Source organism: Promicromonospora aerolata (assembly GCF_042682255.1).
In the GTDB taxonomy this organism is placed as follows: domain Bacteria; phylum Actinomycetota; class Actinomycetes; order Actinomycetales; family Cellulomonadaceae; genus Promicromonospora; species Promicromonospora aerolata.
The window spans coordinates 5,637,780-5,649,594 of sequence record NZ_JBHUHF010000001.1 but is presented as its reverse complement, the minus strand read 5'-3'; the positions used below and the strand labels follow the sequence as shown (position 1 = coordinate 5,649,594).

12 protein-coding genes are annotated in these 11,815 nt (G+C 72.1%); 11 read left to right on the top strand and 1 reads right to left on the bottom strand.

Going from position 1 to position 11,815, the window contains the following annotated elements:
• Nucleotides 1-46: 46 nt before the first annotated feature.
• The 11 genes from ACFSL2_RS25140 (at nucleotide 47) to ACFSL2_RS25090 (ending at nucleotide 10,885) form a co-directional block, all read left to right on the top strand.
• Nucleotides 47-859 (top strand): DeoR/GlpR family DNA-binding transcription regulator, encoded by an 813-nt coding sequence (locus ACFSL2_RS25140; RefSeq protein ID WP_377200459.1) that lies wholly within the window; start codon nucleotides 47-49, stop codon nucleotides 857-859.
• A 309-nt stretch (nucleotides 860-1,168) separates the two neighbouring features.
• Nucleotides 1,169-2,539: an ABC transporter substrate-binding protein gene (locus ACFSL2_RS25135; protein ID WP_377200458.1), complete on the top strand. Its 1,371-nt coding sequence runs from the start codon at nucleotides 1,169-1,171 to the stop codon at nucleotides 2,537-2,539.
• A 76-nt stretch (nucleotides 2,540-2,615) separates the two neighbouring features.
• On the top strand, nucleotides 2,616-3,554 hold the full coding sequence (locus ACFSL2_RS25130; RefSeq protein WP_377200457.1) for a carbohydrate ABC transporter permease: 939 nt from the start codon (nucleotides 2,616-2,618) through the stop codon (nucleotides 3,552-3,554).
• Nucleotides 3,551-4,369: a carbohydrate ABC transporter permease gene (locus tag ACFSL2_RS25125; protein WP_377200456.1), complete on the top strand. Its 819-nt coding sequence runs from the start codon at nucleotides 3,551-3,553 to the stop codon at nucleotides 4,367-4,369. The genes ACFSL2_RS25130 and ACFSL2_RS25125 overlap by 4 nt, the downstream gene beginning before the upstream one ends.
• Nucleotides 4,366-5,823: a mannitol dehydrogenase family protein gene (locus tag ACFSL2_RS25120; RefSeq protein WP_377200455.1), complete on the top strand. Its 1,458-nt coding sequence runs from the start codon at nucleotides 4,366-4,368 to the stop codon at nucleotides 5,821-5,823. Before ACFSL2_RS25125 ends, ACFSL2_RS25120 begins: the two co-directional genes overlap by 4 nt.
• Before the next feature lie 73 nt (nucleotides 5,824-5,896).
• Nucleotides 5,897-6,928, top strand: a complete 1,032-nt coding sequence (locus ACFSL2_RS25115) for a 2-keto-3-deoxygluconate permease (protein ID WP_377200454.1) — start codon at nucleotides 5,897-5,899, stop codon at nucleotides 6,926-6,928.
• Nucleotides 6,929-6,939: 11 nt separating this feature from the next.
• On the top strand, nucleotides 6,940-8,172 hold the full coding sequence (locus tag ACFSL2_RS25110; RefSeq protein ID WP_377200453.1) for a four-carbon acid sugar kinase family protein: 1,233 nt from the start codon (nucleotides 6,940-6,942) through the stop codon (nucleotides 8,170-8,172).
• Nucleotides 8,169-9,200 (top strand): 4-hydroxythreonine-4-phosphate dehydrogenase PdxA, encoded by a 1,032-nt coding sequence (gene pdxA, locus ACFSL2_RS25105; protein ID WP_377200452.1) that lies wholly within the window; start codon nucleotides 8,169-8,171, stop codon nucleotides 9,198-9,200. Before ACFSL2_RS25110 ends, pdxA begins: the two co-directional genes overlap by 4 nt.
• Before the next feature lie 2 nt (nucleotides 9,201-9,202).
• Nucleotides 9,203-10,072: a GntR family transcriptional regulator gene (locus tag ACFSL2_RS25100; protein ID WP_377200451.1), complete on the top strand. Its 870-nt coding sequence runs from the start codon at nucleotides 9,203-9,205 to the stop codon at nucleotides 10,070-10,072.
• Nucleotides 10,073-10,158: 86 nt separating this feature from the next.
• Nucleotides 10,159-10,428, top strand: coding sequence for a type II toxin-antitoxin system prevent-host-death family antitoxin (locus ACFSL2_RS25095; RefSeq protein WP_377200450.1), 270 nt, complete (start codon nucleotides 10,159-10,161; stop codon nucleotides 10,426-10,428).
• Complete coding sequence (locus tag ACFSL2_RS25090) at nucleotides 10,418-10,885, top strand: type II toxin-antitoxin system VapC family toxin (RefSeq protein ID WP_377200449.1); 468 nt, start codon at nucleotides 10,418-10,420, stop codon at nucleotides 10,883-10,885. Before ACFSL2_RS25095 ends, ACFSL2_RS25090 begins: the two co-directional genes overlap by 11 nt.
• Here the strand turns inward: ACFSL2_RS25090 and ACFSL2_RS25085 are convergent.
• Nucleotides 10,839-11,759 carry an alpha/beta fold hydrolase gene (locus ACFSL2_RS25085; RefSeq protein ID WP_377200448.1) on the bottom strand — a complete coding sequence of 307 codons (921 nt, stop codon included), beginning with the start codon at nucleotides 11,757-11,759 and terminating at the stop codon, nucleotides 10,839-10,841. The genes ACFSL2_RS25090 and ACFSL2_RS25085 overlap by 47 nt on opposite strands.
• Between the last annotated feature and the right edge of the window lie 56 nt (nucleotides 11,760-11,815).

Genomic DNA, 11,815 nt, shown 5'->3' with positions numbered 1-11,815 from the left:
GCACACGGCAGACTCGGGGCAGGGCTGGACTACGGAAGGCTTGACGATGGCGTTTGACGCGTCCGCCGGTTCCGTCCGCGTGGTGCCCGAGCGCCCGGCGCGGCAGGTATCACGGTCGGAGGAGCTGCTCATGCTCGTGCGCCGTCGCGGGCGCATCGAGGTGAGCGAGTCGGCACGCCTGCTGTCGGTCTCGCAGGAGACGGTGCGCCGCGAGCTGCGCAAGCTGGAGGCGCAGGGGCTGGTGCGGCGCAGCTACGGGCTCGCGTTCCCGGTCGAGACCAGCTCGTTCGAGACGGCCCTGTCGGAGCGCCGGCAGAGCTTCCCGGAGGAGAAGGCCCAGATCGCGCGGGAGGCGGCGCGGCACCTGGGCGAGGCGCAGACCATCTTCGTCGACGAGGGCTTTCAGCCGTTGCTGGCCGCGCGCGCCCTTCCGCGCGACCGCGAGCTGATGGTGGTCACGTCGTCCCTGCCGGTGGCGACGGAGCTGTCGGCCCGGCCGAACGTGCAGGTGATAGTGATCGGCGGCCGGGTACGCGGCAAGACGCTCGGTGTCGTCGACGGTGGGGCGGTGGACATGCTGCGCACCTTCCGGCTGGACCTGGGGCTGATCGGGTCGAACGGCGTCACGATCGAGGACGGCCTGACCACGCCGGACCCGGCGGTGGCGCAGGTCAAGGCCGCCGCGATCGAGGTGAGCCGGCGCCGTATCTTCATCGGGGCGCACCACAAGTTCGGTGTCACCAGCTTCGTACGGTTCGCGGGGCTGGACGACTTCGAGGCGATGATCACCGGCACGCAGCTCGGCGCGGCCCGGGCCCGGGCGTTCCATGCGGCGGGTGCGCACCTCGTCCAGGTGTAGCCGGACGCAGGACGAGCAGCGCTGCGGCGTGACCGTTGTGGTCCGCCGGATGCACCAGTTCATGCCCGGTTCGTGCCCGGTTCGTGCGGAGCCGGTCCGGCGGGACGCGGCGGGACGCCCGCTGCGCACGGGCGTCGCGGCCCGGTGCCCGACGGCGCGCGATGCCGGGCACCGTGCGTTCTCGCCGTCACGGTGACCGTTTCGAAAACACCGTCATTGACCCCCTCCTGACCCCGCCAGAGCATGTGCGAGTCCGTGTTCCCCGACACGACGACATCTCACGACGCTGTGACGAGAAGGGTCGAAGCAATGATGCTGACGAGGATTGCGCGCCGGAAGGCGGCGCCCGCCGGGCTCGCGACCGCCGTACTGGCCCTGGCGCTGACCGCCTGCGCCGGTGCGGGCGGAGGCGGCGGGTCCGCCGCGGAGGACGGAGAGACGGTCGAGCTCACGCTCGCGACCGTCAACAACCCGCAGATGAAGGACATGGAGGAGCTGAAGAGCGCCTTCGAGGAGGACCACCCGGGCATCACGGTCAACTTCATCCAGATGGAGGAGAACGACCTGCGTGACGCCGTCACGAAGGACGTCGCCACGGACGGCGGCCAGTACGACATCGTGACCGTCGGCTCCTACGAGGTGCCGATCTGGGCCGAGAACGGGTGGCTGACCGACCTGACGGGCGACCTCGAGTCCGACGCGGACTACGACGTGGACGACCTGTTCCAGCCGGTGAAGGACGCGCTCACGGTCGAGGGCTCGCTCTACGCGGTCCCGTTCTACGGCGAGTCGTCCATGCTGATGTACAACAAGGAGCTGCTCTCCGACGCGGGCATCACCATGCCGGAGCACCCGACGTGGCAGGAGGTCGCGGACGCGGCCCGCCAGGTCGACTCGGACACCGTGGACGGCATCTGCCTGCGCGGCAAGCCCGGCTGGGGCGAGGTCTTCGCACCCCTGACGACCGTCGTGCAGACGTTCGGCGGCAGCTGGTTCGACGAGGACTGGAACGCGCAGGTCGACTCCCCGGAGTTCGCCGAGGCGGTCCAGTTCTACGTGGACCTGGTGGCGGACGCCGGCGAGTCGGACCCGGTGTCGACCGGCTTCACCGAGTGCCTGAACAGCGTCAGCCAGGGCCGCTCCGCCATGTGGGTGGACGCGACGGTCGCCGCGGGCCTCCTCGAGGACCCGGAGTCGTCGGAGGTGGCCGGGAAGATGGGCTACGCCCACGCCCCCGTGGTCGAGACGGAGGAGTCCGGGTGGCTGTGGTCCTGGAACCTCGCCATCCCCGAGACCACGCAGAACCGCGACGCCGCCGTCGAGTTCGTGAAGTGGGCGACGAGCAAGGAGTACCACGAGCTCGTCGGCTCGGAGCTCGGCTGGAGCCGCGTGCCGCCGGGCGCACGCACCTCGACGTACGAGGTACCGGAGTACCAGGAGGCCGCGGCGGCGTTCGCGCCCATCACGCGCGACATCATGCTGTCGGTCGACCCGGAGCAGCCGGGCGTCGCCCCGCAGGCGTGGACCGGTATCCAGTACGTCACCATCCCGGAGTTCCAGGACCTCGGCAACCAGGTCTCCCAGGACCTGGCCGACGTGTTCGCGGGCCGCAGCGAGCTCGCCCCCGTGCTCGACCGGGCGCAGGACCTCGCCCAGGAAGCCGGCGACGCCCAGAAGTAGCCGGACCGGGGCGCGGGCACGACCCCCGCGCCCCGCGCCCCGCCGTCGTGCGGGGAACGAGCCCAGGAAGGGCCCCATGACCACCCTGATGAAAGCCCCGACGACACGCCGGGCGCCGAACACCGACAGACCGTCCCGGAAACGCGGTGGCCTCGCCGTCTCGCGCGCCCTGCTCTGGCCGGCGCTGATCGCCTCGATCGTGCTCACCCAGATCCCCTTCGTGGTGACGATCTTCTACTCCCTGCAGAGCTGGAACCTGCTGCGCCCCGGCGACCGCGGGTTCACCGGCCTGGACAACTACGCCCACGTCCTGAGCGACGGGTCGTTCCTGTCCTCGCTCGGCGCGACCGTCGCCGTCACCGGCACCTCGGTGGTGCTCTCCACGCTGCTCGGCATGCTGTTCGCCGTGCTCCTGGACCGCAGCTTCCCCGGCCGCGGCGTGGCCCGGACGCTCATGATCACGCCGTTCCTCGTCATGCCCGCCGCAGCCGCACTCATCTGGAAGTGGTCGATCCTCGACGCCACCACCGGGATGGCCAACTGGGGGCTCGGGCTGCTCGGCATCCCGCCGGTCGCCTGGAACACCGAGGTCCCGATCGTCACGATCATCCTCGTGCTCACCTGGCAGTACACTCCCTTCGCCATGCTGATCCTCCTGGCCGGCCTGCAGGCACAGAACAAGGAGGTGCTGGAGGCCGCCGCCGTGGACGGCGCGGGCCCCCTGCGCACCTTCAGCTGGATCACGCTGCCGCACCTGCGGCAGTACATCGAGATCGCGGTGCTCCTGGCCTCGATCATGCTGCTCCAGGTCTTCGACCCGATCGCGATCATGACGCGCGGCACCGGCGGCACCAAGACGCTCTCCTACCTGCTCTACGAGCGGGCGTTCGTCGGCCTCGAGGTCGGCGAGGCCACCGCGTACGGCGTGATGACCGTGCTCGTCACGATCCTCGTCGCCACCGTCGCGCTCCGGACGCTCTTCAAGGTCTTCTCGACGGAAGGACTCGGACGATGACGTCCTCACGCCTGCGCGGCTCCCTGGTGACCGCGGCCACCTGGGTACTCGTGCTCATCTTCTTCTTCCCCGTGGCCTGGATGGTCTTCACGGCCTTCAAGCCGGAGCACCAGGCCGCCACGATGCCGCCCACGTTCGCCCCCGACCTCACCCTCGACGGGTTCCAGGCCGTGTTCGACCGGGGCATGCTGCCCTACCTGCTCAACTCGCTCAGCGCGAGCGTCGGCTCCACCCTCCTGGTCCTGGCGCTCGCGGTTCCGGCGGCGTACGCCCTCAGCATCCGGCCCATCGTCCACGTGCGGGACGCGCTCTTCTTCTTCATCTCCACGCGGTTCATGCCGGTCGCCGCCTCGATCATCCCCGTGTACCTGCTGCTGCAGTCGGTGGGCGGCCTGGACAACATCACGTGGCTGACGATCCTGTACATCGGCGTCAACCTGCCGATCGCGGTGTGGATGATGCGCTCGTTCCTCGCGGAGGTGCCGCGCGAGCTCATCGAGGCGGCGCAGCTCGACGGCGCCCGCCTGGGCACGGAGATCTTCCGGGTCGTGCTGCCGATCGTCATGCCCGGCATCGCCGCGGCCGGCCTCATCTGCTTCATCTTCGCGTGGAACGAGTACTTCCTCGCGAACCTCCTGACCGCGCAGGTGGCTCGCCCCACGCCACCGTTCCTCACCAGCTTCGTCGACGGCCGCGGCCAGTTCCTGTCCGTCCTGTCGGCCGCCGCGACCATCGCGATCGTGCCGGTGGTGGCGGCCGGGTGGATCGCCCAGAAGCAGCTCGTCCGTGGCCTCGCGATGGGGGCGATCAAGTGACGCTGGACCTCGGCGCCACCGCGCCCGAGCTCGACCTGCCGCCGTACGACCGGTCCGGCATCGAGGTGGGGATCGTCCACCTCGGTGTCGGCGGCTTCCACCGCGCGCACCAGGCCCTCGCCGTCGACGAGCTGCTGCGCCGCGGCGGCGCCCGCGAGTGGGGCATCTGCGGCGTCGGGCTGCTGCCGGGCGACGCCGCGATGCGCGACGCGCTGCGGGCGCAGGACGGCCTCTACACGCTCGTGACCAAGCATGCGGACGGCCGGCTCGACGCCCGGGTGGTCGGCAGCCTCGTGGAGTACCTGTTCGCGCCCGACGACCCCGAGGTGGTGCTGGAGCGCCTCGCCGACCCCGCGACCCGGATCGTCTCCCTCACGATCACCGAGGGCGGCTACAACTTCGACCAGGTCACCGGAGAGTTCGACGCGACGGCGCCCGACGTCGTCGCCGACGCCCGGCCGGGAGCCACCCCCACCACGGTGTTCGGCTATGTGGTCGAGGCCCTGGCCCGGCGGCGCAGCCGCGGCCTGCCGCCGTTCACCGTGATGTCGTGCGACAACGTGCAGGGCAACGGCGAGCGGGCGCGCACCGTGTTCTCGGCCTTCGCCGCCCTGCGGGACCCCGAGCTCGGCCGGTGGGTGCACGACGCCGTCGCGTTCCCCGGCTCGATGGTGGACCGCATCACCCCCGTGACCACCGACGACGACCGCCGGCTCGTCCGCGACCGCCTCGGCGTGGCGGACCGGTGGCCCGTGGTGGCCGAGCCGTACTTCCAGTGGGTGCTCGAGGACCGGTTCCCGCTGGGCCGGCCGGCGTTCGAGCACGCGGGGGTCCAGCTCGTCGAGGACGTGGAGCCCTACGAGCTGATGAAGCTGCGGCTGCTCAACGTGAGCCATCAGGCCATCGCGTACTTCGGGTGGCTGAGCGGTTACCGCTACGCGCACGAGGCGATGGCCGATCCCGTCGTGGCGTCGTTCGTCCGCGCCTTCATGGACCACGAGGCGACGCCGACGCTGCGGCCGGTGCCGGGCGTCGACCTCGAGACGTACAAGGCGACGCTCGTCGAGCGGTTCGCCAACCCGGCGGTGCGCGACACGCTTGCACGGCTGTGCGCGGAGAGCTCCGACCGCATCCCGAAGTGGCTGGTGCCGATGGTCCACGAACAGCTGCGCGCGGGCGGCGACGTCTTCCGCTCGGCGGCCGTCGTCGCGAGCTGGGCGCGCTATGCCGAGGGCGTGGACGAGCAGGGCCGGCCGATCGAGGTGGTCGACCGGCTGGCGGACGAGCTGGTCCCGCTCGCGCGCTCGCAGCGCGACGACCCGGTGGCCTTTCTGCGCAACCCAGCACTGTTCGGCTCGCTCGTGGACGAGCCGCGCTTCGTCGAGGCCTACCTCGACGCGCTGGGCTCGCTGCACCGGGCCGGGGCCCACGCGACGCTGGCGGCGCTGCTGTGATAACTTCGTCCGTACTTTCTTGTACGCACAATCGCGAAGCCATCGTCGGCGGCGCACGAATGAGAGGTTCGCCATGGATGCCGGGCGCTCACCGAAGTCAACGGTCCCCCTCTACGACTGGATGAACCGGATCCCGGGTGGGCTCATGCTCATCCCGCTCGTGCTCGGCTCGGTCGTCGGGACGTTCTTCCCGGGGTTCCTCGAGCTGGGCTCGTTCACCACCGCCCTGTTCAAGGACTCGGCCCTGCCCCTGATCGCCGTGCTCATCTTCGCCACGGGCATGCAGATCACGGCCCGCACCTCCGGGCCCGTCCTCGCCACCACGGGGACGCTGCTCCTGACGAAGTCGCTGATCCCCGCGGCGCTCGTCGCGCTGGCCGGCAGCATCTTCGGGATCGAGGGCTTCCTCGGCGTCTCGATCCTCGCCCTCATGGCCACCGTGGACAACAGCAACGGCGGCCTGTGGCTGGCCTTCACCGGCAAGTACGGTGACGAGCGGGACCGCGGCGCCTACATGGCCTCGGCCCTGAACGACGGCCCGTTCATCTCGATGCTCTTCCTCGGCGCCTCCGGGCTCGCGGACATCCCCCTGACGGCGTTCCTCGCGGCGATCATCCCGCTGGTGCTCGGCTTCGTCGTCGGCAACCTGGACCCGCGCTGGACCGAGGTCATGCGCCCCGTCCCGAACATCGTGATCCCGTTCTTCGCGTTCGCGCTCGGCACCGGCATCGACCTGCGCGACGTCGTCTCCGGTGGCGCGAGCGGCATCCTCGTCGGCATCATCGCCGTCGGCCTGACCGCCGTGCTGACCTACTCGGGCTACCGGTTCATCCTGCGCCGCGGCATCAGGTCCGGCATCGCCATCTCCGCCGCGACGACCGCCGGCAACGCCGTCGCGACGCCCGCGATCATCGGCGCCATCGACCCGGCGTTCGAGCCGTACGTCGCGGTGGCGACGGCCCAGGTCGCCTCGGCGGTCCTCGTCAGCGCCATCCTCGCGCCGCTCCTCGCCACCATCGTGCTCAAGCGGCAGGGCGGCCTCACGCCGGCCGACGACACCGAGCCGGCGCCCGTCCCGTCCGGCGAGGGCCACGGCGCCGCATGAGCGAGCAAGGCATGAGCGAGCACGGCACGGACGAACACGCCGTCGGGGTCGTCGCGGACGACCTGACCGGTGCGGGCGACTGCGTGGTGCAGTTCGCCCGCGCCGGCTGGCGGAGCCACCTGGCGCTCGGCTCCGCGCTGCCCGTCGGCGAGCGGACGGCGGTCGCCGTCGTCACCGACGCCCGCCCGCTCGACGACGCCACCGCGGCGTCAGCCACCGCCGACGCCGTGCGCGCCCTGGTGTCGGCCGGAGCACGACGGCTCTACGTCAAGATCGACTCGACCATGCGGGGCAGCGTCGCGGGACAGGTCTCCGGGGCGCTGGCCGCCTGGCGTGAGCGGACCCCCGGCGCGTTCGCCGTCGTCTGCCCCAGCTATCCCGCCCTGCGGCGGACGGTCAGCGGCGGCGTGCTCCTGGTGGACGGCGCCCCCGTCGCCACCACCGCTGCCGGCCGCGACCCCGTCACGCCCGTCCACGCGAGCGACCTGACCGCGCTCCTGCCCGGCGCCGTCCGCGTAGCGGCCGACGGCGACCCGGCCACGATCGCCGCCCGGCTCGCCGAGGCCGGCGGGACGGCGGGCACGGTGGTGGTCGACGCCGTCGAGGACGCCGACCTGGAACGTCTCGCCGACGCGGTCACCCTGCTCGGCGCCCGCGCGGTCCCGGTCGGCTCGGCCGGTCTCGCGGCAGCCCTCGCGCCACGCTGGGGCGGCGGGGCCGACGAGTCCGAGCCCCCACCAGTCGCGGTCGAGCGGGTGCTCGTGGTGCTCAGCTCGCTGAACGAGGTCTCCCTCGGCCAGGCGGACGAGCTCGTGCGCGCCGAGCCGGGCATCCAGGTGCTCGTTCCGGACCCCGCCGGCGGCGCCGGCGTCGGACCACGGACGCCGCCCGCCACGACCCTCGTCCGCACCCCGGAACCCACCGGCACCGGCCGGGAGCGCGCTGCCCAGGCGGCCAGCGCCCTGGCCGAGCTCGTCGCCGACGTCGTCGCACGGACCCGCCCCGACGCGATGGTCCTCATCGGCGGTGACGGCAGCCGCGCCGTCCTCGCCCGTCTCGGCGCCCGCAGCGTGCGGATCGCCGGGTCGGTGGCCGAGGGCGTGCCCCTCGGCCGTCTCGAGGGCGGTACGGCGGACGGCACCGTCGTCGTGACGAAGGCCGGCGGGTTCGGCACCCCCCGGACCGTCGTCGACGTCCTCGCGAACCTGAGGTCGTACTGTTCCCACCAGGAGGTAAACCCTTGAGCATCCCCACCCTCGCCATCACCCTCGGCGACGTCGCGGGTATCGGCCCCGAGATCACGGCCAAGGCCCTGCTCGGCCACGACGACCTGCGCGCACGGTGCGTCCCGGTGGTCGTGGGCGACGCAGACGCCATGCGGCGCGCCGTCTCCGCGCTCGGCGCCGACCCCGCGGCGGTCCGCGTCATCGGGACGCCGGCCGAGGCCACCAACACCCCGGGCGTCATCGAGCTGCTCCAGGCGGGACCCTCGCTCGCGGACGTCCCGGTCGGGGAGCTCAGCGCGGCGGCCGGCGACGGCGCCTACCGGTTCGTCGTCGAGGCCTGCCGCCTGGCCCGTGACGGCCAGGTCGACGCCATCGTGACGCCGCCGCTGAACAAGGCGGCGATGCACGCGGGCGGGCACAAGTGGCCCGGGCACACCGAGCTGCTCGCCCACGAGTTCGGGGTCGAGAACTTCAGCCTGGTGCTCTCCGCGGGCGACCTGTACTTCTTCCACCTGACCACGCACGTGTCGCTGCGGCAGGCGATCGAGAACATCACGCCGGAGCGCACCCGTAACGTGCTCGACCTGGCCGGCGCGTTCACCGCGGCGCTGGGCCGACCCGACGAGGCGATCGGCCTGGCGGGCCTGAACCCGCACGCCGGCGAGAACCGGCTGTTCGGCGACGAGGACGCCGACATCCTGGCCCCCGCCGTCGAGGAGGCACGCGGCCGCGGCATCAACGCGCACGGCCCGCTGCCCGCCGACGCCCTCATCCCCGCCGCGGTCAAGGGGAAGTGGAACATGGTCGTCGCGTGCTACCACGACCAGGGCCACGCCCCGTTCAAGGCGGTCTACGGCGACGACGGCGTGAACATCACCGTGGGCCTGCCCGTGGTGCGCGTCTCGGTCGACCACGGGACCGCCTTCGACATCGCCGGCCAGGGCATCGCACGGGAGGCCAGCCTCGTGCTCGCGATCGAGCGCGCGGCCGAGCTCGCGCCCGGCTGGGACCACGTCTGGCAGACCGCCCAGAAGACCGCGAGCTGACCGTGTCGCTCCCGGGACCCGACGGCATGCCGCTCCACCGCAAGCTGAGCAGCGAGCTGCGCGCGCAGATCCTCGGCCGCGCGCTCGCGCCGGGCGCGCACGTTCCGACCGAGGCCGAGCTGCAGGAACGCTACGGGGTCTCCCGTTCGGTGGTCCGCCAGGCCCTGGCCGCGCTGGAGCAGGAAGGGCTCGTGGAGCGCCGCCGGGGCCGGGGCACCACCGTCCGCGAGCGCGGCGAGCTCCACCGCCTCGTGCAGCGGGTGCCTGGGCTCTCCACCCAGGTGGAGGACGAGGGCGTGCACGTCAGCACGGAGATCCTCGAGCTCGGCCTGGAGCCCTCCTCGGAGGCCAACGCCGTGCTGGGCTCCGCACGGGTGCTGCGCCTGCAACGGTTGCGCAGCGCGGGTGACGAGCCGCTCGCCCTCATCGAGACCTGGCTGCCCGAGGAACTCGGCGACCTGACCGCCGAGGAGCTCACCGACACCTCGCTGCACGCCACGATCCAGCGCCGGTTCGGGACCCACGTCGTCGAGGGCAACCGGCAGGTGCGGGCGGTGGGCGCCGACAGCGAGACCGCCGACCTGCTGCGTGTGGCGGTCGGGACACCGGTGCTGCTCCTGGAGGGCACCAGCACCGACGAGGCCGCCCGGCCGGTCGAGGTGTTCCGCACCTGGCACCGCGCGGACCGGGTGGTCTTCGACATCAATGTGATCCGCGAGCCCGACGTCGGCCACCTCACCGGTGCCGGTGCGCACGGCGGAGACGCGAATCGCAAGAGGACGAGCCCCGGCGACCTCCGGGAGCGGCTGGACGCGCTGGGCCGCGAGATGCTCGACCTGGCCCAGGAGCTGGAGTGCGAGGAGAACCGCTGAACCGCACCGACAGTCGTAGGCGACAGCCAGCCTCTCAGCGGGCCACGACGTGGCACCCTGTGGCACCCTGTGGCACAATTGACGGCATGAGCACTCAGCCAGAGATCACGCAGCGCGACCTACGCTCGCGGTCGAAGGAGATCATGGACGCGGTCCAGTCCGGACACTCGTTCACCGTGACGCGGGATGGACACGAGATCGGCGAGCTCGTCCCGCTGCGACGTCGGCGCCGCTTCGTCCCACGCGCAGAATTTGCTGCGATGTCCCAGGCAGGCCCGCACATGTCGCTGGAGGCGTTCCGCGCCGACCAGGATGCAACCATCGACGACGAGGCTTCCGATCCCTATGAGCGCTGAACCCACCCAGGGCCTTGTCGACACGAATATCCTGATCCTGCGAGACCGGATCGACGTCGCCGAACTGCCCGACGAGATGGCCGTCAGCGCCATCACGCTCGCCGAACTCTCCGCGGGACCACATCTGGTCCGCCCCGATCAGGCCGAATACGACGAACACGCTGAACGAGCGCGCCGCATCGACGTTCTGCAGCGCGTCGAGAACGAGTTCGATCCCATCCCCTTCGACGCGGAGGCGGCCCGGCTCTACGGTCGGATCAACGCCGGCGTCGTCGCCGTCGGACGCACACCGCGCAGACGTGCCGCCGACCTCATGATCGCCGCCACCGCCGCGGCGGAGGGTCTCTCTCTGTACACGTCGAACCCGGATGACTACAAGGGGCTCGACCACATCATCACGCTCGTCCCGGTCACTCGACCGCTTCACTCAGTACGCCGTCAGCGACCAGGCGCCTGACCTCCCCCGCGATCGTCGTCCAGGTGACGCCCGGCAGGTCGTGGCCGACACCGGGCAGGAGCACGAGCTTCGCGCCCGGGACCCGGCGGGCCACGACCCGGGCGGCCGACGTGCGGATGAGCGGGTCGTCCGCGCCGTGCAGCACGAGGGTGGGGACGTCGACGTCCCGCAGCGACGGTCCGTGCCACGTGGCGCGGAGCTGGCGTCCCAGGCCCTGCATGTCCCGCGGCCCACGGTCGAGGCCGCTCTCGATCCGGGCGCGGGCCGCGCGCTCGTCGCAGGGGTTGGCCGGCGACGCCATGCCCTTGGCGACCGCGAGCGACGCGGCGACGTCACCCTCGCGCCCGTCGGGAAACCTCTTGGTGGCCAGCCTCGCGAGCAGCCCGGGCCGCAGGTAGCGCAGCGCGGCGAGCCCTGCGGCGTCGCTGGGCGGAGCGTCGCACGACACGAGGCCGACGACCCGCTCCGGGTGGCGCAGCGCGAAGCGTTGCGCCACGACACCGCCCAGGGAGTGCCCGAGCACGACCGCCCGGTCCAGTCCCGCGGCGTCGAGCACGGCAGCCGCGTCGTCCACGACGTCCTCGGCCGTGTAGGGCGCGCGGCGGGTACCGAGCAGCCCCGCCCACGGGCCGCGGCGCGCGGCGCGACCGAACCGGGTGGACTCGCCCGCGTCGCGCTGGTCGGAGCGGAGCACGTCGAAACCCTGGTCCGCGAGCGCCTGGCACAGCCCGTCCGGCCACCAGAACCGGGAGATCGCGAGGCCCATCAGGAGCAGGAGAGGAGTGTCGCCGCCCTGGCCGAAGCGGTCATAGGCGATCCGGACGTCACCGTTGCGCGCGTAGGCGGTCGGCGACCAGGCGGCTCGATCGGTCATCGGAATCATTGGCATGCCCCACTTTGCGTCTTTCCCCAGGTTCGCACCGCTCGCGC